This window comes from Micromonospora sp. WMMD1128 (assembly GCF_027497235.1).
GTDB lineage: Bacteria > Actinomycetota > Actinomycetes > Mycobacteriales > Micromonosporaceae > Micromonospora.
The window spans coordinates 1,305,732-1,331,082 of record NZ_CP114902.1; the positions used below are offsets into that span (position 1 = coordinate 1,305,732).

At 73.2% G+C, this 25,351-nt stretch carries 23 protein-coding genes and 1 other RNA gene; 18 read left to right on the forward strand and 6 right to left on the reverse strand.

Annotated elements, in window-relative coordinates:
* Positions 1-56: 56 nt before the first annotated feature.
* Positions 57-263 (reverse strand): hypothetical protein, encoded by a 207-nt coding sequence (locus O7602_RS06370; RefSeq protein WP_281587286.1) that lies wholly within the window; start codon positions 261-263, stop codon positions 57-59.
* An 83-nt stretch (positions 264-346) separates the two neighbouring features.
* Here O7602_RS06370 and O7602_RS06375 point away from each other — a divergent pair, with 83 nt between their 5' ends.
* A complete protein-coding gene (locus O7602_RS06375) occupies positions 347-868 on the forward strand; it encodes a DinB family protein (protein WP_281587287.1) in 522 nt (173 codons plus the stop codon).
* A 3-nt stretch (positions 869-871) separates the two neighbouring features.
* Here the strand turns inward: O7602_RS06375 and O7602_RS06380 are convergent, their stop codons facing one another.
* Positions 872-1,147 carry a PfkB family carbohydrate kinase gene (locus tag O7602_RS06380; protein ID WP_281587288.1) on the reverse strand — a complete coding sequence of 92 codons (276 nt, stop codon included), beginning with the start codon at positions 1,145-1,147 and terminating at the stop codon, positions 872-874.
* Between the two features lie 65 nt (positions 1,148-1,212).
* Between O7602_RS06380 and O7602_RS06385 the strand changes: the two genes are divergently transcribed.
* Together O7602_RS06385 and O7602_RS06390 are read left to right on the forward strand one after the other, a co-directional pair.
* Positions 1,213-4,503 carry a DEAD/DEAH box helicase gene (locus tag O7602_RS06385; protein WP_281587289.1) on the forward strand — a complete coding sequence of 1,097 codons (3,291 nt, stop codon included), beginning with the start codon at positions 1,213-1,215 and terminating at the stop codon, positions 4,501-4,503.
* The gene (locus tag O7602_RS06390; protein WP_281587290.1) at positions 4,500-5,522 is read left to right on the forward strand and encodes an SWIM zinc finger family protein; all 1,023 of its coding nucleotides are present in this window, start codon (positions 4,500-4,502) and stop codon (positions 5,520-5,522) included. The genes O7602_RS06385 and O7602_RS06390 overlap by 4 nt, the downstream gene beginning before the upstream one ends.
* Before the next feature lie 51 nt (positions 5,523-5,573).
* Here the strand turns inward: O7602_RS06390 and O7602_RS06395 are convergent, their stop codons facing one another.
* Positions 5,574-5,831: a DUF3040 domain-containing protein gene (locus O7602_RS06395; protein WP_281587291.1), complete on the reverse strand. Its 258-nt coding sequence runs from the start codon at positions 5,829-5,831 to the stop codon at positions 5,574-5,576.
* 502 nt (positions 5,832-6,333) lie between these two features.
* Between O7602_RS06395 and O7602_RS06400 the strand changes: the two genes are divergently transcribed.
* From O7602_RS06400 to O7602_RS06420, 5 genes are all read left to right on the forward strand, one after another.
* Positions 6,334-8,406 carry a DUF1800 domain-containing protein gene (locus O7602_RS06400; RefSeq protein ID WP_281587292.1) on the forward strand — a complete coding sequence of 691 codons (2,073 nt, stop codon included), beginning with the start codon at positions 6,334-6,336 and terminating at the stop codon, positions 8,404-8,406.
* 14 nt (positions 8,407-8,420) lie between these two features.
* Complete coding sequence (locus tag O7602_RS06405; protein ID WP_281590154.1) at positions 8,421-9,794, forward strand: DUF1501 domain-containing protein; 1,374 nt, start codon at positions 8,421-8,423, stop codon at positions 9,792-9,794.
* Complete coding sequence (locus tag O7602_RS06410) at positions 9,791-11,206, forward strand: ferredoxin reductase family protein (RefSeq protein WP_281587293.1); 1,416 nt, start codon at positions 9,791-9,793, stop codon at positions 11,204-11,206. Before O7602_RS06405 ends, O7602_RS06410 begins: the two co-directional genes overlap by 4 nt.
* A gap of 13 nt (positions 11,207-11,219) precedes the next feature.
* Positions 11,220-11,819 carry an FMN-binding protein gene (locus O7602_RS06415; RefSeq protein ID WP_281587294.1) on the forward strand — a complete coding sequence of 200 codons (600 nt, stop codon included), beginning with the start codon at positions 11,220-11,222 and terminating at the stop codon, positions 11,817-11,819.
* 91 nt (positions 11,820-11,910) lie between these two features.
* Complete coding sequence (locus tag O7602_RS06420) at positions 11,911-12,639, forward strand: FAD:protein FMN transferase (RefSeq protein WP_281590157.1); 729 nt, start codon at positions 11,911-11,913, stop codon at positions 12,637-12,639.
* Positions 12,640-13,079: 440 nt separating this feature from the next.
* Here the strand turns inward: O7602_RS06420 and O7602_RS06425 are convergent, their stop codons facing one another.
* Positions 13,080-13,760 (reverse strand): bifunctional DNA primase/polymerase, encoded by a 681-nt coding sequence (locus tag O7602_RS06425; RefSeq protein ID WP_281587295.1) that lies wholly within the window; start codon positions 13,758-13,760, stop codon positions 13,080-13,082.
* A gap of 225 nt (positions 13,761-13,985) precedes the next feature.
* Between O7602_RS06425 and O7602_RS06430 the strand changes: the two genes are divergently transcribed.
* The 7 genes from O7602_RS06430 (at position 13,986) to O7602_RS06460 (ending at position 20,796) form a co-directional block, all read left to right on the forward strand.
* Positions 13,986-15,215 (forward strand): helix-turn-helix domain-containing protein, encoded by a 1,230-nt coding sequence (locus tag O7602_RS06430; RefSeq protein ID WP_281587296.1) that lies wholly within the window; start codon positions 13,986-13,988, stop codon positions 15,213-15,215.
* Positions 15,216-15,231: 16 nt separating this feature from the next.
* Positions 15,232-15,813, forward strand: coding sequence for a flavoprotein (locus O7602_RS06435; RefSeq protein ID WP_281587297.1), 582 nt, complete (start codon positions 15,232-15,234; stop codon positions 15,811-15,813).
* A 102-nt stretch (positions 15,814-15,915) separates the two neighbouring features.
* Positions 15,916-16,806, forward strand: a complete 891-nt coding sequence (locus O7602_RS06440; protein ID WP_281587298.1) for a Nif3-like dinuclear metal center hexameric protein — start codon at positions 15,916-15,918, stop codon at positions 16,804-16,806.
* A complete protein-coding gene (locus O7602_RS06445; protein ID WP_281587299.1) occupies positions 16,803-17,540 on the forward strand; it encodes a C4-type zinc ribbon domain-containing protein in 738 nt (245 codons plus the stop codon). Before O7602_RS06440 ends, O7602_RS06445 begins: the two co-directional genes overlap by 4 nt.
* Positions 17,541-17,545: 5 nt before the next feature.
* Positions 17,546-18,775 carry a bifunctional RNase H/acid phosphatase gene (locus tag O7602_RS06450; protein WP_281587300.1) on the forward strand — a complete coding sequence of 410 codons (1,230 nt, stop codon included), beginning with the start codon at positions 17,546-17,548 and terminating at the stop codon, positions 18,773-18,775.
* 129 nt (positions 18,776-18,904) lie between these two features.
* Positions 18,905-19,150: a DUF3311 domain-containing protein gene (locus O7602_RS06455; protein WP_281587301.1), complete on the forward strand. Its 246-nt coding sequence runs from the start codon at positions 18,905-18,907 to the stop codon at positions 19,148-19,150.
* Complete coding sequence (locus O7602_RS06460; protein ID WP_281587302.1) at positions 19,150-20,796, forward strand: sodium:solute symporter; 1,647 nt, start codon at positions 19,150-19,152, stop codon at positions 20,794-20,796. The genes O7602_RS06455 and O7602_RS06460 overlap by 1 nt, the downstream gene beginning before the upstream one ends.
* 59 nt (positions 20,797-20,855) lie before the next feature.
* Here O7602_RS06460 and O7602_RS06465 read toward each other — a convergent pair whose 3' ends face one another.
* On the reverse strand, positions 20,856-21,329 hold the full coding sequence (locus tag O7602_RS06465; RefSeq protein WP_281587303.1) for a MarR family transcriptional regulator: 474 nt from the start codon (positions 21,327-21,329) through the stop codon (positions 20,856-20,858).
* Between the two features lie 56 nt (positions 21,330-21,385).
* Between O7602_RS06465 and O7602_RS06470 the strand changes: the two genes are divergently transcribed.
* The gene (locus tag O7602_RS06470) at positions 21,386-22,609 is read left to right on the forward strand and encodes an MFS transporter (protein ID WP_281587304.1); all 1,224 of its coding nucleotides are present in this window, start codon (positions 21,386-21,388) and stop codon (positions 22,607-22,609) included.
* A 1-nt stretch (position 22,610) separates the two neighbouring features.
* Here the strand turns inward: O7602_RS06470 and O7602_RS06475 are convergent, their stop codons facing one another.
* Positions 22,611-23,372, reverse strand: a complete 762-nt coding sequence (locus O7602_RS06475; RefSeq protein ID WP_281587305.1) for a sulfite exporter TauE/SafE family protein — start codon at positions 23,370-23,372, stop codon at positions 22,611-22,613.
* A 189-nt stretch (positions 23,373-23,561) separates the two neighbouring features.
* Between O7602_RS06475 and rnpB the strand changes: the two genes are divergently transcribed.
* An RNA gene (gene rnpB / locus O7602_RS06480) (RNase P RNA component class A) lies at positions 23,562-23,971 on the forward strand.
* 418 nt (positions 23,972-24,389) lie between these two features.
* A complete protein-coding gene (locus O7602_RS06485) occupies positions 24,390-25,346 on the forward strand; it encodes a threonine/serine dehydratase (protein WP_281587306.1) in 957 nt (318 codons plus the stop codon).
* Positions 25,347-25,351: the final 5 nt, after the last annotated feature.

The following is a 25,351-nucleotide window of genomic DNA, read 5'->3' on the forward strand; positions in this document are numbered from 1 at the left end:
ACCGCCCAGCGGCCCGGGCGGCCCAGCGGCCGAGGCGGCTCGGTGGCCCGGCGCGGTCAGGCCGCCGGGCCGCGCCAGCTGTAGACCCACTCGTGCTCCGGCCGGTCCCCGGACTCCAACTCGTAGATCTGCGCCTCGGCCAGCCCACCCGGCCCCAGGTGGTGGTGGGTCAGCGGCGGGCGGCCGTTGGCGTCCAGCTCGACCGTGACGGTTTCGCCGTCGGCCGCGCCGCCGACCAGTGGGATGTGCACCGAGGAAGCCATACGACCATCCTGCCCCGGGCGGAGGGCACGCGCAGCGGATAGCGGGGCAGCGGGCGGCCCGGTCCGGCGACTAGGGTCCGGAGATGGCGACCCCGACGATCGATCCGACGCTCGGCCCGGTCCTCGCCCGCACGGGCGACGAACGGGCGATCCTCGACGCGTTCCTCGACTTCCACCGCGCCACCGTGCTGCGCAAGGCGCGCGGTCTCACCGACGCCGACGCCGCCCGGCGGCTGGTGCCCTCGCTGACCACCCTGGCCGGGCTGCTCAAACACCTCGCCCTGGTCGAGGGCAACTGGTTCGCCCGGCTGTTCGCGCCGGAGCCGGGCGACGTCTACCTCACCTCCCAGGCCGACGCCGACGCCAGCTACACGCTCGGTCCCGACGACACCGTCGAGGCGCTCGCCGCGGCGTACGAAGCGGCCTGCGCCCGGTCCCGGGCCATCGCCGCCCGCTTCGACCTCGACCACGTGGTGCCGCACCCGCAGCTCGGCGAGGTGTCGCTGCGCTGGGTGCTCGTGCACCTGATCGAGGAGACCGCCCGGCACGCCGGGCACGCCGACATCCTGCGCGAGCTGACCGACGGCGAGACCGGCGCGATCTGAGAGTCAGTCGCGGGGCAGTAGCCCGTCCGGATATTCCATCCCGTCGTGGGCGCACGCGGCGGCGGCCACCCGGGCGGCGTACCGGGCCGCGTCCCGCGTGCCGGCGCCGCGCAGCCGGGCGGCGATCAGCCCGGCGGCGAAGGCGTCCCCGGCGCCGGTGTTGCCGATCCGCAGATCGACCGGGGGCACGGTCAGCGAGTCTGCGGCGGGCAGCGGCAGCGCGGGCACCCGGGCGCGGACGTCCACGCCCAGCCCGCCGAGCACGAGAAGGTCGACCATGGCGCCGACGATATCCACGCCCGGCCGCCTATCCTTGCCCCGGGCGTCGTCGAGGGGGAGAGCACGTGCTGGTCATCCACGGGCTGTGGCTGCCCGGCGCCGGGCTCGCCCTGTGGGCCGAGGACAGCACGCTGCCGCCCCGGGCGCCCCGCCGGCCCGGCCGCGTCCCGCGCGAACGGCCGCACCCCTTCGCCGCCGACCACGCCACGCTGGCCGCCGCGCTCGACGCGACGTCCGGTCAGCCGGTCTCCGTACTGCTCGGCCTGCCCACCCGCGCCGGCTCGCCGGTGGACTCGCCGGAGCTGGTCCGGACCGCCGTCGCGGACCCGGCCCGCGGTCCGGTCACCCGCGCCGGTTGGCGGGTCCCCGCCCTGGCGTACGCCCCGGACGACGCCTACGCGCTGCTGCGCGCGCCCCGCCCGGACCCGATCGGGGCGAGCCTGCGGCACCTGGCCGAGTTGGCCGACTTCGCCGCCGACCTGGTGACCCGTGGCCGCCTGCTCCCCACCCTGCTCGGTAAGGCGGGGGCCCCGCTTAACGCCTCCGGTATAGGAGGGGGCCCCGCTTATCACTCGGCGGCGGACGGGCGAGGGCGGCGGGCGGCGGGCGAGGCCGGCGCGGTGGCCGCTCACTCGCCTGCCTCCCGGCGGAGGCGGCGGACGGTGGACGAGGCCACCGCGCTGGCGCTCTGGCGGCCGTTGCTCACCGGCACGGACGCGGCCTGGGCCCGCGACCTGGCGCTGGCCCTGCCCCCGGCGGCCCGCGCCGCCCGCGAGTGGCAGCCGGCGGCTTCGGGTGCATCTGTTGTTGCCCAGGCGACAACAGACGCACCCAAACCGCCGGGCAGCGCGGGTGCCACGCATCTGCTAGGGGCGACCGGGCGGGCGGACGGCGTCGGGGCGGGTGAGCTGGTGGCGGAGGCGCTCGACGCGCTTGTCGACGCCGCCGCCCGGGTGGCCCTGGCCGACACCCGGCTGTCCCGGGGGATGCGCCCCGTCGGCGCGGTGCCGGGCTGGTTGGCCGCGCTCACCGGCCCGCAGCGTGTCGTCACCGCCGACCCGGCCGCGCTGGCGACGCTTGGCGCCGAGTTGGACGCCTGGCAGCGCGATGCCGCAGGTGGTGCGGTACGGGCCACGTTCCGCCTGGTCGAGCCGGCCGCCGACCCGGTCGCCGAACTGGTCGAGGGCGGCGCCTGGCAGGTGGAGTTCGGCCTGCACCCGGCCGACGAGCCGGGGCTCGTGGTCGACGCCGGGCACATCTGGCAGCGGCCCGCACCGGCGCTCGCCGCCCGCGGGGTGGATCCGCAGGAGACGCTCCTGGCCGAGCTGGGCCGCGCCAGCCGACTGTGGCCGGAGGTGGACGCCGCCCTGCGTACCGCCGCGCCTGAAGGAATGGAGCTGGACGCCGACGGCGCGCACCGGTTCCTGCGCGAGGGCGCGCCGGTGTTGCACGCGGCCGGTTTCGGGGTGCTGCTGCCGTCCTGGTGGCGGCGCTCGTCGTCGCGCCTGGGCGCGCGGCTGCGGGCGCGCAGCCGCAGCGCCCCGGGCGCGGTCGCCGCGACCGCCGGCACGTTGGGGCTGGACGCGCTCGTCGACTACCGCTGGGAGGTGGCCCTCGGCGACCAGCCGCTTACCGCCGAGGAGTTGGCCTCGCTCGCCGACCTGAAGTCGCCGCTGGTGCGGCTGCGCGGCCGGTGGGTCGAGCTGGATCCGCAGCGGCTGGAGGCCGGGCTGCGGCTGCTCCGCTCGTCGGGCGAGCTGACCGTGGCGGACCTGCTGCGGATGGGACTCTCCGGCGAGGAGCGTGACGGCGCGGAACGCGGCGGTGAGCTGCCGGTGCTCGACGTGGTCGCCGACGGGGCGCTCGGTGAGCTGCTCGCCGGGGAGGCGGAGCGGCGGCTCACCCCGGCCGACCCGCCGCCGGGCTTCATCGGGACGCTGCGGCCGTACCAGCGGCGCGGGCTGGCCTGGCTGGCCTTCCTCCAGTCGCTCGGCCTGGGCGGGATCCTCGCCGACGACATGGGGCTGGGCAAGACCGTGCAGTTGCTCGCGTTGCTCGCCGGTGACCCGCCGGAAGCCGGGCCCACGCTGCTGGTGTGCCCGATGTCGCTCGTCGGCAACTGGCAGCGGGAGGCCGCGACGTTCGCGCCGGAGCTGCGGCTGCACGTGCACCACGGCGCCGAGCGCGCCCGGGGCGACGAGTTCACCGCCGCCGTCGCAGCGGCGAACCTGGTGCTCACCACCTACTCGGTGGCCGCCCGGGACGCCGTCGACCTGGCCGGCGTCGACTGGCACCGGGTGGTGGTGGACGAGGCACAGGCGATCAAGAACGCCGCGACCCGCCAGGCCGAGGCGGTCCGGTCACTGCCCGCGCGGCACCGGGTCGCAGTCACGGGTACGCCGGTGGAGAACCGCCTCGCCGACCTCTGGTCCATCATGCAGTTCGCCAACCCGGGGCTGCTCGGCCCGGCCGCCACGTTCCGCAAGCGGTTCGCCGAACCGATCGAGCGGCACGGCGACGCCGAGGTCGCCGAACGGCTGCGCCGGGTCACCGGCCCGTTCGTGCTGCGCCGGCTCAAGACCGACCCGTCGATCATCACCGACCTGCCGGAGAAGCTGGAGATGGAGGTGCTCTGCAACCTCACCGCCGAGCAGGCCGCTCTCTACCGGGCCGTGGTCGACGACATGATGGCGAAGATCGAGTCCAGTGACGGGATCGAGCGCCGGGGGCTGGTGCTGGCCACCATGACCCGGCTCAAGCAGGTCTGCAACCACCCGGCCCAACTGCTGCACGACGGCTCCGCCCTGGCCGGGCGCTCGGGCAAGCTGGAACGCCTCGACGAGATCGTCGACGAGGTGCTCGCGGCGGGCGAGAAGGCGCTGCTGTTCAGCCAGTACGCCGAATTCGGCGGGATGCTGCGCGGGCACCTCTCGGCGCGTACCGGAAGGGAGGTGGTGTTCTTGCACGGCGGCGTCGGCAAGGCCGAGCGGGACGCCATGGTGGCGCGGTTCCAGTCCCCGGACGGGCCGCCGCTGTTCGTGCTCTCGCTGAAGGCCGGCGGCACCGGGCTCACCCTGACCGCGGCCAACCACGTGGTGCACGTGGACCGCTGGTGGAACCCGGCGGTCGAGGACCAGGCCACCGACCGGGCGTTCCGCATCGGCCAGCGCCGGCGGGTGCAGGTACGCAAGTTCGTCTGCGCCGGCACGGTGGAGGAGAAGGTGGCCGCCATGATCGCCGAGAAGCGGAGCCTGGCCCGGTCGGTGGTGGGCAGCGGTGAGCAGTGGGTGACCGAGCTGTCCACCGACACGCTGCGCGAACTGTTCACGTTGGAGTCGGGGGCGGTGGTCGAGTGACCACGGGACGCTTCGAGGACTTCGGGCCGCCGCGGCGGGTCGAAGGTGGACTGCGGGCGCGCAGCACCCGGGGCGCGATCGGGCAGTCCTGGTGGTCCCGGCGTTTCCTGGAGGTGCTGGAGTCGTTCGCGCTCGGCTCCCGGCTGACCCGTGGCCGGGCGTACGCGCGCCGGGGCCAGGTGCTCCGGCTGGACGTCTCGCCGGGGCTGGTCACCGCCGAGGTGCAGGGGTCCCGGCCGCGCCCGTACCCGGTGCGGATCGGGCTTCCGGCGTACCCGGAGAAGGTCTGGCGGCGGGTGGAGGCGGAGCTGGCGGGGCAGGCGTTCTTCAGCGCCCGGCTGCTCGCCGGTGACCTGCCGGCGGAGTTGGAGGAGCTGTTCGACGCGGCGGGCGCGCCGCTGTTCCCGGCCGACGTCGACGAGCTGGCGCAGCGGTGCGGTTGTCCCGACTTCGCGGTGCCGTGCAAGCATCTGGCGGCGACCTTCTACCTGCTGGCCGAGGCGTTCGACGCCGACCCGTTCCAGTTGCTGCACTGGCGCGGCCGGTCCCGCGGCGACCTGCTCGACCGGCTGCGTACGCTGCGCGGTGTCCGCCCCGGCGGCACGGTTCCGGCCGCGCCGCCCGGGACCTCGGCGGACCTGGCCGCGCCGGCCGGTGTCGCGGCGGCCGGTACCGCGGCGGCCGGGACTGCGGCGGCCGGTGTCGCGCCGGCCGGGACTGCGGCGGCGGCCGGCGACGCGGCGGAGCTGGCTTCGGTTGGTGGGCCGCCGGTCGCGGCGTCGCCGGTGGCCGGCGCCGGGCGGGTGCTGGCCGGGCTGCCGGCGGTCGACCCGGCGGCGGAGGTGGACCGGTTCTGGCTCGCCCCGGTGCCGCTGCCCGACCGTCCGCCCACCCTGGACACCGGCTCGGAGTTGCTGCTGCGGCAGTTGCCCCCGCCCGGCCCGGAGATCGGCGGTCCGGGCCTGGCCGAGCGGCTGCGCCGGGCGTACCGGGAGTTCGGGCGCCTGCCGAACGGTTAAGCGGGGGCCCCTCCTATACCGGAGGCGTTAAGCGGGGGCCCCTCCTTACGCTCACATCAGGCGGCGGCGGAAGCGCCACATCACGGCGGCGTTGGCGACCAGCACCATGGCGCAGATCGCCCCGGCCAACCGCCCGGCAAGCACGGTCATCGCCGGCAGCGAGGCCCACAGCACGATTGTCAGCAGCATCATGTACCGGCCCCGGCGGCCCCGGACCCGGTTGTCCAACCGGGCGAAGAACCGCGGATCGCTCTCCCGTAGCTGGCGGGTGATCTGTGCGAACCTGCGCTGATCCTCTTGGCTGAGCATGGCGATGCCTTCCCCTCACGGCTTCAGCGGTTCGGCGGCATACCCGAATTCCCGCCCTCTCACGCCCCCCGCCCCGCGCGGCATGCGCCCTGTTTCACGGAAAGAGTGGCCATCCGCGCGCGGACAGGCACTCTTTCCGTGAATGGCCGGGGAGGGGGAGTGCGGGGCGGAGGGGTAGGAGGGGCTTAGCGGCGTCTTAAGTTTGTCTGAGGGCTTGAACGTGGGTGGGATGGGCGATGCGGGGCTGAACCGCGCGTTCGGGCGGTCGGCGGGCAGGTCGGCCCTGCTCCGGGGGGTGCCGGCCGGAGTGTGGGCCCGGGGTGGGCCGCCCCGGGGCCTGAGCACCGTCTTAAGTGCGCCCACGAGCCGGTCGGGGTCGCCTTGAGCTGCGGCGGAGGCGTGGCTACTTTCCCGTAACAACTCTCCGGCAACCGTCGCCGCCCCTCCCACCCAACCCCCGGGTGGCAGGCGTGCCGGCGCTCGAAGAAAACGGGATAGGTACATGGCCGACCTGAACGTGCCACCGCGTCGACCCCGGGACGACCGCGGCTGGGACGGATACCAGCACCCCCACCCGGACGGGTACCGCGACCTGCACCCTGCCGCGCCGTACGCCGGCGGTCACCCCGCCCCGGCGCCGCAGCCCGCCCCGGGTCCGCAGTGGGTCGGACCGAACGGCTTCGCCCAGCCCGCCGGCGGGTACGTGCCGGCGGCCGGCGGGCCCGGCTACACCCAGCCCGCCGGCGGGTACGTACCGCCGGCCGGCCCGGGACTGCCCCACTTCGACGACGACGAGGACGACGCCCCGCGTCGCGGCCGGCGTCGTGCCCTCGCCACGCTCGGCGGTGCGGCGGTGGTCGCCGGTGGCGCGGCCCTGGCCCTGTCCCCGCAGCTTCGTGGCCTGTTCACCGACGGCGCGGCGGCCGGTGACGCCACCGGCACGGTGACCACCGACGGCACCCAGGCCCGGCCCAGCGGCCAGCAGCCCAGCACGGTGCGCACCTACACCGAGCAGAACGAGAGCTACATGGGCTCCCGGGCGGGCGCGGCGCTCAAGCGCAACGCCCCGACCGGCGGCCGGCTCTTCGGCGGCCCGGCGGCAGCCGCCGCGGCGACCGAGGTGACCGTGAAGACGGTGCTCGCGAAGGACCCGATCCGGCACCTCGCCAGCCGGGCCACGTTCGGCCCAACGCCGAAGGTGATCGCCGACATCAAGAAGCTCGGCATCGACGACTGGCTGCGTCAGCAGTTGGAGCCGGAGAAGATCGCCCCGACGAAGGGCGAGCTGAAGCTGTCCGAGCTGCCCTCGCTCAAGCTCAGCCCGACGCAGCTCCGCGACCAGCGGGACCAGCTCAACGAGCGCGGCGTCGACCCGGCGCGGGAGACGGTGGACGCCACCATCGCCCGGCAGATCTGGTCCGACCGCCAGCTCTTCGAGGTGATGGTCGACTTCTGGAACGACTTCCTGCACGTGGCGGCCGACTTCGACGGCGGCGAGGTCTACCGCAACGCGTTCGACCGGGACGTCATCCGCAAGCACGCGCTCGGCAGCTACCCGGACATGCTGGTCGCCGCGAACAAGCACCCGGCGCTGCTGCTCTATCTGAACCAGGTCGACTCGCGCAAGGACGCGATCAACGAGAACCTGGCCCGGGAGAACCTGGAGCTGTACTCGGTCGGCGTCGACGGCGGCTACACCGAGAAGGACGTGCGGCAGGCCGCCATGCTCCAGACCGGGCGCGGCGTCGCCGACGGCAAGTACATGTTCTTCGGCGACCGGCACTACGTGGGCAAGGTGAAGATCCTCGGGTTCACCCACGCCAACAACTCGAACGACCCGAAGGTCGCCGACAAGGTGATCGACTCCTACATCAGGTACATCGCGCTGCACCCGTCCACCGCGAAGTACGTGGCGCAGAACCTGGCCACCCGGTTCGTCTCCGACACCCCGCCGAAGTCGATCGTGGACCGGCTGGCCAAGGCGTACACCACGAACAAGGGCAACATCCGGCCGGTGCTGGCGACGCTGTTCAGCTCCTCGGAGTTCTGGGCCGCGGTCGGCCAGAAGGTGCGCCGCCCGATGGAGTACCTGGTGGCCACGTACCGGTCGCTCGGTGTCGGGCCGGACGCGACGGCCGGGTTCGAGGGCGACAAGCGGCGCACGCCGTTCGCCCAGGGCCTGCGGCAGATCCAGGACAAGCTGCGCGAGCTGGGCCACTACCCGATGGGCAAGCCCACCCCGGACGGCTACGCCGACGTCTACCTGGCGTGGACCTCGGCCGGCACCATGGTCGACGGCTGGAACGAAGCAGGCGACCTGCTCGGCGGCTGGCGCAAGCAGTTCACCTACGTCAAGCCGGAGAAGCTGGTGGCGAAGCCGCCGACGACCGCCGGGGCGTACGTGGACGCGCTGGCCCAGAAGCTCGTGCACCAGAAGCTCAGCGCCAAGGAGAAGAAGCTCGTGCTCGCCGTGGCCGGGGTGTCCGAGGGCGCCAAGGTCGACGCCACCTTCGACGGGGCCATCGCCGCGGTCGCGCGGACGATCCTCGCGTCCCCCCAGCACCACCTCCGGTGAGGCATTCGATGGAGATGACCGTGAACCCGTACCCCCTGCACCCCGAATGCCCCGACCTGCGGCGGCTGGCCGACCACCCGGCCGAAGCGCTGCTGCGCGCGGAGGCGGACATCGTCGCGGCCGAGAGCGCGGCCGAGACTGACCGGTACCGCCGGCTGGAGGAGGTCGAGGAGGCCCAGCAGGACGGCCGGGGCGTCACCCGGCGTACCTTCGTGGCCGGCGCCGCGGCGACCGCGACCGCGCTCGCCACCGCGCAGTTCGTCACCACCTCCGCGTCGTTCGCGGCGACCAAGACCGGCACCCTGATCCACGTCTTCCTCTACGGCGGGCTGGACGGGCTGAGCCTGGTCGCGCCGGCCAGCGACCCGGTGCTCGGCAAAGCCCGCCCGGACCTGCTGCTCGGCAACGATTCGCTGGCCCTGGACCGTGGGTTCAAGCTGACGAGCGCGTTCGCCCCGCTGGAGAAGTGGCTCAAGGCCGGGCAGCTCGGCTTCGTGCCGGCGGTGTCCGACCCGCGGCTGTCCCGCAGCCACTTCCAGGCCGCCGACGCCTGCAACCTGGGCGGCCTGCCCGGCGAGACCGGCGGCCGGGGCTGGCTGGACAGCCTGGTCGACGCGCTCGGCAAGGGCACCGCGTTCCGCAGCGTCGGCATCGGCAGCACGCTGCCCCGGTCGCTCGTCGGCGTGAACGGCGCGCTCGCCCTCAACAGCGTCGGCGAGCTGCGGCTCAACGGCGCCGACAAGTACCGCGCGGCCACCGAGAAGGCCATCCGCGGCCTGTTCACCGGGATCAACCACCCGGTGGAGGACGCGGTCATCGAGGGCATGGGCGCGCTCGCCACCGCGCAGAAGCTCGCCGCGAAGCCGTACGCCGCCGCGGCCGGCGTCAAGTACGAGGGCGTCGGCAACGCGTTCAAGCAACTCGCCCAGCTCATCAAGGGCGGGGCGAACGTGCGGGTGGCGACCGTCGGCATGGGCGGCTACGACACCCACGAAAACCAGGGCACCGCCCAGGGCGGCCAGCTCTGGCGGCGGCTCAACGAGCTGGCCAACGCCATGGCGGCGTTCTTCACCGACCTGGGCGACCAGGCGTCCGACGTGACGATCATGGTGTCCAGCGAGTTCGGCCGGCGGGTCGCCTCGAACAGCGGCGGCACCGACCACGGGCACGGCGGTGTGGTCACCGTGCTGTCCGGGCGCAAGCTCACCGGCTCGCTGCTCGGCACCTGGAACGGGTTGGACAAGTTGGACAGCGGCGACGTGCCGGAGTACAACAACATGTTCAACGTCTACGGATCGGTGGCCCAGGGCCGCTTCGGCCTCACCGCCGCCCAGGTGGACAAGGTCTTCCCCCGGCAGAAGTTCACCCCGATCAAGATGTACGCGTGACATACCAGGACACCCACGCCGCCGGCCGTCGTACCGGGCATCCCGCCCCGTACGGCGGCCGTCCGGCTGCTCCCGTACCACCGGGCCGGCCGCGCCGCGGACCCGGCGGCCGGCGGGTCCTGACGGCGGCCTTCTGGCTCGGCCTGGTCGCCGCCGTGCTGCCGTGGTGGCTGGACACCCCGGCCGGCTCGCTCGCCGACACCGCCGACCTGCTCACCGCCGGCGGCCGGATCACCGGCCTGATCGCCGGCTACCTGCTGCTGGTGCAGGTGCTGGCGATGAGCCGGCTCGGCGTGCTGGAACGCACGCTCGGCGGCGAGCGGATCTCCCGACTGCACCGGGACGTCGGCGCGACGCTGCTGGTGGCGGTGCTCACCCACATGTCCCTGCTGGTGGTGGGCTACGCCCGGCAGGAACGCAACTCCGTGTACGGCGAGGTCGGCGCGCTGCTGACCGACTACGAGGACATGCTCTCCGCGTTCGCGGCAGCAGGCGTCCTGGTGCTCGTCGGGTTCACCGCGGTCCGCGGCGTGCGCCGCCGGCTGCCCTACGAACTCTGGTACGTCCTGCACCTGACCAGCTATCTCGCGCTGCTGCTCGGCTACGCGCACCAGTTCAGCAACGGCGCCCAGCTCTACGAGCCCGGCCCGGTGCGCATCGGCTGGATCGGCGCGTACCTGCTGGTGGTGGCCGCGCTGCTGTGGGGCCGGGTGATCGCGCCGCTGGCGTTCAACCTGCGGCACCGGCTGCGGGTGGCGGACGTGGTGGCGGAGAGCCCGGACACCATCTCGATCTACCTGACCGGGCACCGGCTCAACCAGATCGACCTGCTCGGCGGCCAGTACTTCCGCTGGCGTTTCCTCAACCCCGGCTGCTGGATGGAGTCGCACCCGTTCTCGGTCTCCGCGGCGGCCAACGGCCGGTGGCTGCGGCTCACCGTGAAGGTCGTCGGCAAGCACACCGCCGAGCTGCGGGACCTTACCCCGGGCACCCGGGCCTGGGCCGAGGGCCCGTTCGGCACGGTCACCGCCGCGCACCGCACCCGCGAGCGGGCCCTGCTCATCGCCGGTGGCAGCGGCATCGCGCCGTTGCGGGCGATGCTTGAGGAACTGCCGCCGGGCGCGGCGCTGATCTACCGCGCACGCCAGCCCGCCGACGTGCTGCTGCACCGGGAGCTGGACTGGCTCGCCCAGGCCCGGCAGACCTCGGTCTGGTACGTCATCGGCCGCCGCGACGACCCCGGGCCGCGCCAGGTGATGAACCCAGAAGGGCTGCGCCGGCTGGTGCCGGACCTGATCCGGCGCGACGTCTACCTGTGCGGGCCGAGCGGCCTGGTCGACGAGTCCGTCAGGGTGTTGCGGGCGGCGGGCGTGCCCCGCCGCCAGATCCACCTCACCGCGTTCGAGCTGTAGGAAGGCATCCACCATGCGTCGCGCGCTCCTCGCGATCACCGGACTGGCCGCCGGCACCACCGCGCTGGTGGTGCTCAAGGGCGGCCCGGGCGCCGGGCCGGCCACCGCCGGTGACGTGCCGGCCGCGCTTGCCCCGGCCACCCCGGGCGGTACGCCCGCGCCCGGCGGCGCCACCGCCGCGCCCAGCGTCTCCGCGTCGCCCGGCTCGTCGACGAAGCCGTCCGCGAAGCCGAGCGCCACCCTCTCGGCCGAACGGAAGCCGGCCAGCCGAGGCGGCACCCGGACCAGCACCGCGCCGGCCGCGCCGAAAACCACCACCAAGGCCCCGAAGCCCACCACGCGCACGGTCACCGGGTCGTCGGTCAGCTACGAGTACGGCTCGCTCCAGGTCCGGATCACGCTCAGCGGCAGCCGGATCGTCGACGCCACCGCGACGGGCATGCCGCTCGGCGGGCAGTCCGGTCAGCGCAGCGACGACGTGCAGGCCCGCTACAGCGGCAGCTCCGGCGAGGTGGTGGCCAAGCAGAGCGCCAACCTGAGCACCGTCTCCGGCGCCACCTACACCAGCACCGCCTACAAGCAGTCGCTCCAGGCCGCGATCGACAAGGCGTGACGGTTTGACCGCCGCCGCCGCTGCCGCCGCTGCCGACGGCGGCGGTGGCGCTGCCGCTGCTCGGCCCGGCCTGCGCCGGGTCGAGCACATCATGGGTACGGCGATCAGCCTCGACCTGGCCGACGACCTGCCCGCCGCCACCCTGCGCGAGCTGGCCGCGCACACGTTCGACTGGATGCGCGAGGTCGACGCGCGGTTCAGCACCTACCGGGACGACAGCGAGGTGCGCCGGCTGGACCGGGGCGAGCTGCCGCTGGCCGAGGCGTCCGCCGACCTGCGGGCCGTGCTGGAACGCTGCGCCGACCTGTGGACGGCCACCGACGGCTACTTCGACGCGTACGCGACCGGCCGGCTGGACCCGTCCGGTTACGTGAAGGGCTGGGCGGCGCAGGTCGCCTCGGACCGGCTGGTGGCAGCCGGCGCCCCGAACCACTGCGTGAACGCCGGCGGCGACGTCCGGGTACGCGGCCACTCGGCCACCGGTGCGCCCTGGCGGATCGGCGTGCGCCATCCCTGGGAGCCGGCGGCCACCTGCCTGGTGCTGACCGGCACCGACCTCGCGGTCGCCACCTCCGGGGTGTACGAGCGCGGGCACCACGTGCTCGACCCGCGCCGGGGCTCGCCCGCGGTCGGCCTGCGTTCGGTCACCGTGGTCGGTCCGGACCTGGGCGAGGCGGACGCGTACGCGACGGCCGCCGTCGCGATGGGCGCCCCCACCGGCCTCACCTACCTGGACGGCTTGCCCGCCCCGTGGCAGCACGCCGCGATCACGGACGACTCCCGCCTCCACCACTCCCGCACCCTCCCCGTAACCCCGTAACCCCTCACCCACCCACCCCACCCTTCCCGGCGGTGATCAAGGAGTTTGTGTCGGGTGTGGTCGGTATGGGTGACGCAAACTCCTTGATCAGCGGGGTGGGGCGGGAGCGGGGTGCAGTCAGCGGAGAGGGCGGTGGAGGATGGCGGGGCGGGGGCCTGGCGGGCGGGAGCCGCCTGGGGGGCGGGCGCCCCGGGGGCGGGTGAAGCCCCAGGGGTGCGGGCGGCGGCGGTGCCGTGGTGGTTCGGTGCCGCCGGTGTGGCGGGCCGCGTCGTCCTTGGACATCCTCAAACCCCCGCTCTGGCGCGTACGCGCCTCGCCAGACACAACGAGGCCGGTGCCGGGGAGGTCGCTGTCGGGCAACCGTCTCCGGCGGCGACCGGCCGCGAGCCGGCGACCGGCTGCGGGCCAGTGACCGGCCGCGAGCCGGCGACCGGCGTGGGTCAGCGACCGCGCCGGGGCAGTGGCAGGTGGCCGGGGAGCAGTTCCGGAGTGAGCGTGACCCCGGCCGCCCGCAACGCCTCGATCAGCGCGTTCTGCACCAGGTAGGAGTCGGGGAGCTGCCAGCGGGCCTGCTCCGGGGCGACCGCCCAGCGCACCGTCCCCTCCGGCAGCCGGGTCGGCGGGGCCGGGATCCACGACCCGGTGCCGTGCCGCACCACGTGGAAGCAGTGCTCCAGCTCCGGCCGCAGCGGGTCGCCGGGGCGGACCAGGAACATCCACCTCCCGGTCGGGGTGACAAGCACCGGCCCGCGTACGCCGAAGCCCGCCGGGTGGGTGGCGACCGTCGCCAGCACCCGCCGGCCCAGGTGGGCGGCGACCTCCAGCACGTCGAACGCGCGTCCGGTGGGCAGCAGCACCCCGTGCGGACGGTTGCGCCACCAGGTGGCCACCCGGGCCGGGTCGGCGCTCGCCCCGTGGTCCCAGTCCTCAAGCGCCGGATGGCAGCCGACGGTGGGACAGCCGGCCCGGCCGCAGACGAAGCGGCGGTTGGCCAGGCAGGCGCCGGGCGTGACCGGCCAGCCGTGCAGCGCGTACCGGACGGCGACCCGGCGCAGTCGCACTCGCTCCAGCGGTGTCAGGTGAGCGACGCGCGGTCGGACGTTCCCCCACATGTGTGCCATCCCCTCTCGTCCCACCGAACCGTCCACCGCCACATCGTCGAGAACCGCAATACGTCGAAAACCGTCACTGCCGTAACCCACGGTCGTTGAGTTGACGAACGGCTGGTGCAACTTGCACGAAAACTATGAGGACTGGCCGGACGGCTGACGTACAACCTGTGCGACCAGGGAAAACCTGGTGGACATCGGGTTGGCTGCCGGCGCCGACCGGGGGAGGAAGCACGGATGGACGAACTACCCATAGGCCGGCGCGTGGCCTACTGGCGGAGCCGCCGCAAGATGTCCCAGCAGGTCTTCGCGGACCGGCTCGGCAAGTCGAAGAGTTGGGTGGACAAGGTGGAGCGCGGCGTCCGCCGGCTGGACAAGTTCTCCGTGCTCTACGAGATCGCCGACATCCTCCGGATCGACGTGCAACTGCTGCACGGCAAGGACCCGGAGCGGCGCACCGACGCGCTCAACTGCATCGACCAGGTCGAGGTGGAGGAGATCCGCGCCGCCCTGGAGCGCTACGACTCGTTGAGCGCCTACTTCGACGCGGCGCCCTTCCCGCCGCCGCTCGCCGACATGCGCAAGGCGGTCAACCACGCCTGGCTCACCTACCAGTACGGCCGCTACGGCATGCTCACCCGGGCGCTGCCCAAGCTGCTGCGCGACGCGCAGGCCGCCGACGCCGTGTACGGCGGTGACGACCAGGGCCGCGAGGCCGCGCACCTGCTCGCGCAGGTTTACCAGATCGCCTCCTCGGTGCTGCGCAAGCTGGGCGAGTGCAACCTGGCCTGGCTGGCCGCCGACCGCTCGATGGCGGTGGCCCAGCGGGCCGACGACCCCCTGCTCGCCGGCATCGCCACCACCCGGGTCTGCAACGCCCTGGTCGCGATGGGCCGCCCCCGCCCGGCGCTGGAACTCAACGTGCGGATCGCCGACCGGCTCGCGTCCGGCGGCGACCAGGCCGACGATCCCAAGCGCCTCTCGGTCTACGGCATGCTGCTGCTCCAGGGCGCGATGGCCGCCGCCCGGATCGGTGACTCGGCGACCGTGGACGACCTGCTCAGCGGCGCCGCGGAGGCGGCCGTCCTGGTCGGCGGCGACCACAACCACTACTGGACGTCGTTCGGCCCGACCAACCTGGAGCTGCACCGGGCCGCCGCGGCGGTCGAGCTGGGTGACGGCGGGCGGGCGGTGGAGACGCACCAGCAGCTGAACGAGCACGCGTTCAACGCGCTGCTGCCCGAGCGGCGCGCGCACCACCTGCTCGACCTGGCCCGGGGCTACGCCCAGATCGGTGACGTCGCCAGCGCCGGCGACATGCTGTTGCAGGGCGACCGGCTCGCGCCCTCGGAGATCCGCTGCCGGCCCATCGCCCACGAGTTGATGTCGGACGTGCTGCGTCGCACACGGGGTGCGCCCCCTCTGCCGATCGCGGAGTTGGCTGAGCACATGGGAGTCGGAGTATGAGCGCGGGTCGGGTCCGATGAGCGGTCCGTACACCAGCAACGGGCACCGCGGGGTGCTCTACGTCATCGCCTGCGGTTCGCCGCTGGCCCGTCACGTCGGCCGGCTGGTCGACCTCGCCCAGTCGGACGGCTGGATGGTCTGCGTGGTCACCACGCCGGACGGCGCGAAGTTCGTCGACCGTACGGCGTTGGCCCGGCAGACCGGCAACCCGGTCCGTACGCACTACAAGAACCCGGGTGACCTGGACGTGCTGCCCCCGGCGGACGCCATGCTGGTCTGCCCGGCGACGGTCAACACGGTCAACAAGTGGGCGGCCGGCATCACCGACACCCTCGCGCTCGGGTTGCTGGTCGAGGCGCAGGGGCTCGGGGTGCCGATCGCGGCCGTCCCGTTCACGAACTCGGCGATGGCCGCGCACCCGGCGTTCCGGGCCAGCCTGGCCCGGCTCGCCGAGTGGGGGGTCCGGATGGTCTTCGGCGACGACGTCGTACGCCTGCATCCGCCCGGGACCGGCGAGCGGCACCTGGACGCCTTCCCCTGGGCGGCCGGCCTGGACGCCCTGCGCGAAGCGGTCGCGCCCGTCGCGCCGGTCGCCTGAGGTGTAAGCCGGGGCCCCTTGTTAACGCATTCGGTTGTGCCGGGGCCCCCGCTTAACCGCCGTGGACGTGCCGACCGCCGGACGCCGGTAAGCTGGCCGGCCGTGAGCACAACCGGATCGCCGCCCACGGTCGCCGACGTGGTGGCCGCCCTGGACCGCCGCTATCCGCCCGCCTGGGCCGAGGAATGGGACCGGGTCGGTCTGGTGCTGGGCGAGCCCGACCGCCCGGTGCGGCGGGTCGCCTGCGTGATCGACGTGGTCCCGGAGACGGTGGAGGAGGCGCTCGCCGCCGGCGCCGACCTGATCGTCGCGCACCACCCGCTGCTGCTGCGTGGCGTCTCCTCGGTGGCCGCCACCACGTACAAGGGGCGGATCGTGCACCGGCTGATCAAGGCGGACGTAGCGCTGTACGTGGCGCACACGAACGCCGACGTGGCCGCCCCAGGCGTGTCCGACGCGCTGGCCGCCCGGTTCGGGCTGACCGGGCTGCGCCCACTGCACCCACCCCGCCCCGCCTCACCCGCCGACGGGTCGGGCCAGGGTGCCGCCGACGGGTCGGGTCGGGGCATCGGCCGGATCGGCGAGCTGCCCGTGCCGATGACCCTGGCCGAGTTGACCCGGCTGGCCGCCGCCGTGCTCCCCGTCACCGCCTGGGGTGTTCGCGCCGCGGGGGATCCCGGGCGTATGGTTCGTACCCTCGCCGTCAGCGGCGGCTCGGGGGACGGCTTCCTCGCCGAGGCGGCTGCGGCCGGGGTGGACGCGTTCCTCACCTCGGACCTGCGCCACCACCCGGCCGGCGAACACCTCGCCGCCGGCGGCCCGGCCCTGCTGGACGCCGCCCACTGGGCGACCGAACGGCCGTGGCTGGACGACCTGGCCGCCCACCTGGCCGACGAGCTGGGCGTCGAGACCGTGGTGTCCGACCTGGACACCGACCCGTGGACCGTGCACGCCGCCGCGCCCCGACCGGACGACAAGGAGCCCCGACCGTGAAGGCTGACCCGAAGGTGCAGCGTCGCCTGCTCGACCTGCAGGCCATCGACACCACGCTGGCCCAGCTCGCGCACCGCCGCCGGAGCCTGCCGGAACGGGCTGAGCTGGAGGCGCTCGCGCGCGAGCTGTCGGCGCTGGAGGACGAGCGGGTCCGCGCCCAGGTGGCCGTCGACGACCTGGACCGGGACATCGCCCGGCTGGAGAAGGACGTCGACCAGGTGCGGGCACGCAAGAGCAAGGACGAGGCCCGGCTCGCCTCGGGCAGCGGCCCGGCCCGGGAGCTGGAGGCGCTCCAGCACGAGCTGGTCTCGCTCAACCGCCGGCAGAGCGACCTGGAGGACGCCGAGCTGGAGCTGATGGAGCAGCGGGAGACCGCGCAGGGCGTACTCGACGGCATCGAGGGACGGATCGCCGAGGCCCGGGAGCGCCGGACGGCGGCCGAGCAGCGCCGCGACGACGCGCTCGCCGAGATCGCCAAGGAGGAGGAGTTCAAACGGACCTCCCGCCAGCCGCTCGCCGGTGACCTGCCGGCGGACCTGGTCACCCTCTACGACAAGATCCGCGAGGACACCGGGCTGGGCGCCGCGCTGCTCACCGCCGGTCGCTGCGGCGGCTGCCGGCTGGAGCTCTCCGGCGCCGACCTGGCCCGGATCCGCAAGGCGGACCCGGACGACGTGGTCCGCTGCGAGGAGTGCCGGCGGATCATGGTCCGGACCAACGAGTCGGGACTGTAGCCGTCGTGGCGGTGCGCGCGGTCGTGATCGAGGCCGACGGCGGCTCCCGGGGCAATCCGGGCCCGGCCGGCTACGGCGCGGTGGTCCGGGACCCGGAGACCGGTGAGGTGCTCGCCGAACGCTCGGCGGGGATCGGTACGGCCACCAACAACGTGGCGGAGTACCGCGGCCTGATCGCCGGGCTGGAGGCCGCCGCCGAGCTGGGCGCGGCCGAGGTCGAGGCGCGGATGGACTCCAAGCTGGTGGTCGAGCAGATGTGCGGCCGGTGGCAGATCAAGCACCCCGGGCTGCGCCCGCTCGCTGCCCAGGCCGCCGGGCTGGTCGGCCGGTTCGCCGCGGTCCGCTTCACCTGGATCCCCCGGGAACGCAACCGGCACGCCGACGCCCTGGCGAACGCCGCCATGGACGCCGCCGCGGCCGGCGCCGCCGCGCCGACCGGAACCGCGCGGACCGGGACCGCGACTGTCGGTGGCGCGCCGACCGCCGGGACCGCGCCGACCGGGACCGCCACCGTCGGGACTGCGCCGAGCGGCCAGCAGGCGGCCGTCGCGAAGGCCACCGGCACCGACCCGGCCACCACCCCCGCCTCCTGGGAGCCGCGCCCGACCGAGGAGGGCACCCGGCTGATCCTGGTGCGGCACGGCGAGACCGAGCGCACCGTGCAGAAGCGCTACTCCGGCCGGGGCGACGTGCCGCTCACCGAGCGGGGCCGCGCCCAGGCCCGGGCCACCGCCGCCCGGGTGGCCGAGCTGGCGCCGTCTGTCGCGGCCGTGGTCAGCTCGCCGCTGTGCCGGTGTACGGCGACCGCGGAAGCCGTCGCCGCGCGGGTCGGCAACCCGCCGGTACGCACCGACGACGACCTGATCGAGTGTGACTTCGGCGTCTGGGAGGGGCACACCTTCGCCGAGGTACGCGAGGGCTGGGCGGGCGAGTTGGACGCCTGGCTCGCCTCCACCCGGGTTTCGCCGCCGGAGGGCGAGTCGTTCACGGCGGTCGCTGAACGCACCGGCCGGGCGGTGGACCGGCTGCGGTCGGCGTACCCGGGGGAGACTGTCGTGGTCGTCTCGCACGTCTCGCCGATCAAGCTGGTGTTGCGCGACGCGCTCGCGGCCGGCGACGCATTCCTGCACCGGCTCTACCTGGACACCGCGGGCGTCTCGGTGCTCGACCTGTATCCGGACGGCGGCGTCGCGGTCCGCTCGGTCAACGACACCTCCCACCTCGGCGATCTCTGACGGTACGCCGCCGTTCGGCGCATCCGGGCCACCGTTCGGCGCATCGACATCGATGTCTTGAACGTGACCGCGGTCACAGGGTCGTAGCCTCCGGCCGTCACATGGCTACGACTTGCCGGAGGGTGTCATATGGCCGCACCGGAACCGGAGGCGCTTGACACGGCGCGTTCCCGGGCGAAGGACAAGAGTCCCTGGAACTGGTTGCTCCTCATCCCGATCGTGGTGCCGCTCATCCCGGCCCTGTTCAACGCCGACTCGCCCCGGCTGTTCGGGTTCCCGCGCTTCTACTGGCTGCAACTGGCCTGGATCCTGCTCGGCGTCGGCACCACCACGCTCGTCTACCAGATGACGAAGAAGAAGCGGGGTGACCACTGATGTGGCGTGACCACCTCACCGAGATCATCGTCTTCTCCGTGCTGTTCCTGCTGGTGAGCGCCATGGGTTTCGTGGCGGCCCGGTGGCGCCGGCCGCAGGACATGGGCCACCTCGACGAGTGGGGGCTGGGCGGGCGCAGCTTCGGTGGCTGGATCACCTGGTTCCTGGTCGGCGGTGACCTCTACACCGCGTACACGTTCGTGGCGGTGCCGGCGCTGATCTTCGGGGCCGGCGCGGCCGGGTTCTTCGCCGTGCCGTACACGATCGTCATCTACCCGTTGGTGTTCCTGGTGCTGTGCCGGCTCTGGTCGGTGTCGCACCGGCACGGCTTCGTCACCCCGGCCGACTTCGTCCGTAACCGGTTCGGCTCGCCGGTCCTGGCGCTGCTGGTCGCGATCACCGGCATCGTCGCCACCATGCCGTACATCGCGTTGCAGTTGGTCGGCATCGAGGCGGTGCTCAAGACCATGGGCGTCACCGGCGACAGCGCGGTGGCCCGGCACCTGCCGATCATCATCGCGTTCGCGATCCTGGCGGCGTACACCTACCAGTCCGGGCTGCGCGCGCCGGCGCTCATCGCGTTCGTCAAGGACTCACTGATCTACGTGGTGATCCTGGTGGCGGTCGTCTATCTGCCCTACAAGCTGGGCGGATGGGGCAGCATCTTCGACGCCGCCGACGCGAAGTTCCAGGCCAGTCCGGCGCCGGGCGACGGCATCCTGCTCAACGCCAACAACCAGCTCCAGTACGTGACGCTGGCGTTCGGCTCGGCGCTGGCGCTGTTCCTGTACCCGCACAGCATCACCGGCGTGCTCGCCAGCCGGAACCGCGACGTGATCAAGCGGAACATGTCGGCGCTGCCGGCGTACAGCCTGCTCTTGGGGTTGATCGCGCTGCTCGGCTACATGGCGATCGCGGCGGACGTGAAGCCGCTGCCCGGCGCGAAGGCCGGCAGCGTGGACGGCAACACGGTGGTGCCGCTGCTGTTCGACAACCAGTTCCCGGACTGGTTCGCGGGCGTGGCGTACGCGGCGATCGGCATCGGCGCGCTGGTGCCGGCGGCGATCATGTCGATCGCGGCGGCGAACCTGTTCACCCGCAACATCTACAAGGAGTATCTGAAGCGGGACGCCACCCCGGCGCAGGAGGCGAACGTCTCGAAGATCACCTCGCTCGTGGTGAAGGTCGGCGCGGTGGCGTGCATCGTCTTCCTCGATCCGCAGTTCTCCATCGACCTCCAGCTCATCGGCGGCGTGATCATCCTGCAGACGCTGCCGGCGGTGGCGCTGGGTCTCTACACCCGCTGGTTCCACCGGGACGCGCTGATCGCCGGCTGGGTGGCCGGCATGGGCCTGGGCATGTGGATGCTCTACCAGGTCGGCAACCCGGCGACCGGCAAGAAGCACTTCGCCGGCTCGGCGTTCCCGCTCTCCGACTTCGGCTTCGACACCAAGAAGACGATCTACGTGGGGATCGTGGCGGTGCTGGTGAACCTGGTGGTGGCCGCGCTCGGCACGCTTGCGTTGCGGGCGGCGAAGGTGGCGGACGGGCCGGACGGCACCACGCCTGACGACTACTTCGCCGATGAGGGGACGCCGCGGGCCTCCGCCGAGCGCGCGGACTCCGCGCCGGAACCGGTGGCGTAGAAGGAGGGGCCCCCGCTTAACGCATTCTGCATAGGCGGGGGCCCCGCTTAACAACCGCCTCAGCGGCGGCGGTTGCGGGCGTCGAGCGCCTCGTTCAGGCGGTGCAGCAACTCCGCCAGGGTGTCGCGGTCGGCGTCGGACCAGGCGGCGAGCATCTCGCCGTAGAGCCGGGTGCGGGCGGCCTGCACGGCCGCCATCCGCTGAAGCCCGGCCGGCGTCGCGGAGATCACCGTGCCGCGCCCGTCGACCGGGTCGGGGGTACGCGCGATCAGCCCGTCCCGCTGAAGCGCGGAGACCTGCCGGGTGACCGTGGACCCGTCCAGGTTCAGCCGGGCGGCGAGCGCGGAGACGTTCTGCGGGCCGGCGTCGTCGAGGTGCCGCAGGATCACGTACGCGGCGCGGTCGAGCAGCCGGTGCTCGACGGAGCCGGTGCCGCGCCGGGTGGCCTCGCCCAGCCGCATCAACAACGCCACCTCGGTCTCGATCCGACCGAGTGTGATCTCTTTCGCGCCAACGTCGGCGTCATCGCTCATAGCTGTATGATACAAGGAAATTACCTGTACGATACAGCTATCTGGGAGGTTGCGGAGTGGATCGGCGATCCGAGCCCAACCGCAGTGCCATCTACGCCACCACGCTCGTGGCGTTCCTCGCCATCGCCGGCATCGCCGTGGTGGACCCCATCCTGCCCGCCATCGGCGAGGCCATCGGCGTCACCGCCTGGCAGGTCGAACTGCTCTTCACCGCGTACATCGCGGTGATGGCCGTCGGCATGATCCCGGCCACCCTGGCCAGCGGGAAGTTCGGCTTCAAACCGGTCCTCATCACCGGCGTCTCGGTGGTCGGCCTCGCCGCCATCGGAGCCTCGTTCAGCAACGACATCGTCCAACTCTCCGTGCTGCGCGGCGTCTGGGGACTCGGCAACGCGATGTTCTTCGCCACCGCCATGGTCGTGCTCGTCAACCTCGCCAACGACCGGGAATGGGTGGTCGGCCTCTTCGAGACCGCCCTCGGCCTCGGCTTCGCCGTCGGCCCGCTGATCGGCGGCCTGCTCGGCGAGGTGAGCTGGCGGCTGCCGTTCTTCGTCTGCGGCGTGTTCATGGTGCTCGCGCTCGCCGTCGCCTCCCGCAAGCTCCGCGAACCCACGAACAAGCAGGCACCGGTACGCGTCGGCCAGATCTTCGCCACCTACCGCAAACCCGCGTTCATCACGCTCTGCGTGGTCACCGCCGCCTACAACTTCGTCTTCTTCGTGGTCCTCGGCTACACGCCGCTGTTCCTGCACCTCGACGTCATCCCGCTGGGCCTCGCGTTCACCGGCTGGGGCCTCGGCCTGGCCGCCGGCATCCTGCTGATCGGCCACCGGCTCGCGCACCGCATCGGCGCCGTGCAGACCGTCGGCGTGGCGATCCTCGGCCTGCTGCTCTGCATGGTCCTGTTCGCCACCTCCACCGGCACCGCCATGGCGCTCGTCGTCCTGGTCGTCGCCGGCCTGTTCATGGGCCTGGCCAACGCCAACCTCACCGACCTGGCGCTCGGCCTCGGCTCCGCCGACCGCCGCGTCGCCACCGGCGCGTTCAACCTGGTCCGCTGGGGCGCCGCCGCGCCCGCGCCGATCATCTCCGGCAAGCTCGCCGAACACGGCCTCGCGCTGCCGTTCTGGGTCGGCTTCGGAGTGCTCGCCGTAGGCGTGCTCGTCTACCTCGCCTTCGGCCACCTGATGGCGGCCGGCTACGGCGAACGGCTGATCTGGAACCGGGCCGCCCGCACCGCCGAACACGCCCCGGAGGAGCCGGTGGGGGAGGCGTACTGACTCAGGTCAGCGCGCGCCACAGCAGGTAGAGGCCGATCGTCGTACCGAACACCACGATGACCGTCTTCAACACCACCGCTGGCAGTCGGCGGGCCAGCCGGGCGCCCGCGTACCCACCGATCAGGGTGGCCGGCGCGACCACCGCGACGGCCACCCACTGCACCGGGCCGAACAGGGCGAACACCACGAGCGTGGTCAACCCCACCACGGCCGAGAGCAGGTTCTTCACCGCCGTGACCCGGGCCAACGTGGCATCCAGCACCAGGGCCAGCCCGGCCACCAGCATCACCCCGAGCGCCGCGCCGAAATAGCCGCCGTACACCGTGCCGACCAGGACCATGGTCTGCACGGTGACGGTACGGCGGCGCGGGCTCATCCGCGCCGGATGGCCGACCAGCCGGCGCAGTGGATCCTGGAACGCCAGCACCGCCGTCGCGCCGAGCACCAGGAACGGCACCACCAGCTCGAACGCGCGGGCCGGCGTGGCCAGCAGCAGCACGCACCCGAGCACCGTGCCCACCGCCGCGGTCGGCAGCAGCGACCACAACGCCCGCCCGCGCGGCAGATCCGCCCGGCTGCCGGCAACGCTCGCCGCGTACCCCGGGAAGACCGCAACCGAGTTCGAGACGTTGGCCGCCACCGGCGGCAGGCCGGTCGCGATCAACGCCGGGAACGTGATCAGGGAGCCGCCGCCGGCGACCGCGTTCACCGTGCCCGCGGCCACGCCGGCGACGAGCAGCAGCGCGACGTCCGAGAGATCCATGATCCCCCGAGGCTAGTACGACGATGGCCTCGGTGCCGCCCTCGCTCGCGGCCTACTTCGCCAGGTCGGCGAGGTGGCGGCATCCCCGACCGTCGGATACCGCCACCTCGCCGAGCTGGCGTTGGGTCCCTGACCACCGGGGTGGAAATGGGTGCGGCGGGCACGTCGTTAGGATGAGGGCGCGACGGACGAGTCGACCGGGCGGTCGCGTCGGCGGGCCCTGCGGCCCGTCGCCGAGGAACGTCCGGACTCCACAGGGCAGGGTGGTTGCTAACGGCAACCCGGGGCGACCCGCGGGACAGTGCCACAGAAAACAAACCGCCGGCCCGTACGGGACGGTAAGGGTGAAACGGTGGGGTAAGAGCCCACCAGCACCCCGGGTGACCGGGGTGGCTCGGTAAACCCCACCCGGAGCAAGGCCAAGAAAGGGCCGTCACCGCAAGATGACGACCCGCGCAGACGCTTGAGGGCTGCCCGCCCGATGTCTGCGGGTAGGCCGCTGGAGCCTGCCGGCGACGGCAGGCCGAGATGGATGGCCGCCGCCGGCGCGCCTACGGGCGTGCCGGGCACAAAATCCGGCGTACAGGTCGACTCGTCCGTCGCCCACCAGCTCAGCGCTTTGATCACGGCTGCCCAAGTGGTAGGCAGCCACCCGCGTCGACTGCGAAATTCGCTGTCGGGTCGTCGGAGCGCGGTGATAGAAAGCCGCGCGCTCCCGGGCGGAAGCTGTTCGATCTCGTGCAACACCTGGGCATGAGCCGCCGCAAATCAGCCGCCACCGTCGCGGCAGGGCCCGCAGACGCACTTCCGGAGAAGTCGGCCTGGGACGACGGCGCGGGTGCGCCTCGGGAACGCGAGGCTTTGGGTGCACTTGTTGTCGCCAGGGCAACCAGAAACGCACCCAAAGCCGCCGCTCACGGCCACCACCCCCGCCACCAGCTCAGCCTGCCAGCTCAGCGCCGTGATCAAGGCGCGTGCCGATGGTCGCTCGACCTGCGGTGTGGCTACGCTTCGCTGATGATCGCGCTTGCGGACATCGAGGCGGCAGCCGACCGGATCGCCGGTCACGTGGTCCACACGCCGACCGTGCCCAGCCCCGGCCTGTCCGAGCTGCTCGGCGTACCCGTCACCGCCAAGCTGGAGCTGCTGCAACGTACCGGATCGTTCAAAGCTCGGGGCGCGGCGGCGAAGCTGCTCGTCCTGGACGACGCCGAGCGGGCGGCGGGTGTGGTGGCCGTGAGCGGCGGCAACCACGGCATCGCGGTCGCGGTGATGGCGGGTGCCCTGGGCGTGGCGGCGACCGTGGTGATGCCTTCGACGGCGCCGGCGCGTGCCGTCGAGGTGGCCCGCGCGGCCGGCGCCGACGTCCGGTTGACCGACGGCATGTCGGAGGCGTTCGCGCTGATGAACCGGCTGCGGGAGGACGGCCTGACCCTGCTGCACCCGTTCGACGACCCGGTGGTGCTCGCCGGGCAGGGCACGGTCGGGTTGGAGTTCGCCGACGACGCCGGTGAGTTGACCGACGTGCTGGTCAGCATCGGCGGCGGGGCGTTGATCTCCGGGGTGGCGGCGGCGCTGCGGGCACGCCGGCCGGGGGTACGGATCTGGGGTGTGGAGACCGAGGGTGCGCAGGCGATGTCGCAGGCCCTGGCCAAGGGTGGGCCGGTCGAGGTGCCGCTGTCGTCGATCGTCACCACGCTCAGCGCGCCTACCGTCTCGCAGCTCACCTACGACCATGTGACGGCGCTGGTGAGTGACGTCCTCGTGGTCTCCGACGCGGAGGCGGTGCGGGGGACGGTGGAGTTGGCCGAGCACGCGAAGGTGTGGGCCGAGCCGGCCGCCGGATGCCTGCTGCCGGCGGCACGCCTCGTCCGCGACCGCGTGGGTGACGGCGCCCGGTTGGGCCTGGTGCTCTGCGGCGGCAATGCGACGGTCGCCGACGTGGCGGCGTGGACAGGGCGCCTCGGCGTCTGACATGG

Excerpts from the sequence above, each read along its gene's own strand:
- O7602_RS06475 (WP_281587305.1), bottom strand. The coding sequence starts at position 23,372 with ATGGATCTCTCGGACGTCGCGCTGCTGCTCGTCGCCGGCGTGGCCGCG.
- O7602_RS06465 (WP_281587303.1), bottom strand. The coding sequence starts at position 21,329 with ATGAGCGATGACGCCGACGTTGGCGCGAAAGAGATCACACTCGGTCGG.
- O7602_RS06380 (WP_281587288.1), bottom strand. The coding sequence starts at position 1,147 with ATGGTCGACCTTCTCGTGCTCGGCGGGCTGGGCGTGGACGTCCGCGCC.
- O7602_RS06420 (WP_281590157.1), top strand. The coding sequence starts at position 11,911 with ATGGGTACGGCGATCAGCCTCGACCTGGCCGACGACCTGCCCGCCGCC.
- O7602_RS06460 (WP_281587302.1), top strand. The coding sequence starts at position 19,150 with ATGTGGCGTGACCACCTCACCGAGATCATCGTCTTCTCCGTGCTGTTC.
- O7602_RS06405 (WP_281590154.1), top strand. The coding sequence starts at position 8,421 with ATGACCGTGAACCCGTACCCCCTGCACCCCGAATGCCCCGACCTGCGG.
- O7602_RS06425 (WP_281587295.1), bottom strand. The coding sequence starts at position 13,760 with ATGGCACACATGTGGGGGAACGTCCGACCGCGCGTCGCTCACCTGACA.
- O7602_RS06430 (WP_281587296.1), top strand. The coding sequence starts at position 13,986 with ATGGACGAACTACCCATAGGCCGGCGCGTGGCCTACTGGCGGAGCCGC.
- O7602_RS06400 (WP_281587292.1), top strand. The coding sequence starts at position 6,334 with ATGGCCGACCTGAACGTGCCACCGCGTCGACCCCGGGACGACCGCGGC.
- O7602_RS06375 (WP_281587287.1), top strand. The coding sequence starts at position 347 with ATGGCGACCCCGACGATCGATCCGACGCTCGGCCCGGTCCTCGCCCGC.
- O7602_RS06395 (WP_281587291.1), bottom strand. The coding sequence starts at position 5,831 with ATGCTCAGCCAAGAGGATCAGCGCAGGTTCGCACAGATCACCCGCCAG.
- O7602_RS06485 (WP_281587306.1), top strand. The coding sequence starts at position 24,390 with ATGATCGCGCTTGCGGACATCGAGGCGGCAGCCGACCGGATCGCCGGT.
- O7602_RS06415 (WP_281587294.1), top strand. The coding sequence starts at position 11,220 with ATGCGTCGCGCGCTCCTCGCGATCACCGGACTGGCCGCCGGCACCACC.
- O7602_RS06370 (WP_281587286.1), bottom strand. The coding sequence starts at position 263 with ATGGCTTCCTCGGTGCACATCCCACTGGTCGGCGGCGCGGCCGACGGC.
- O7602_RS06455 (WP_281587301.1), top strand. The coding sequence starts at position 18,905 with ATGGCCGCACCGGAACCGGAGGCGCTTGACACGGCGCGTTCCCGGGCG.
- O7602_RS06435 (WP_281587297.1), top strand. The coding sequence starts at position 15,232 with ATGAGCGGTCCGTACACCAGCAACGGGCACCGCGGGGTGCTCTACGTC.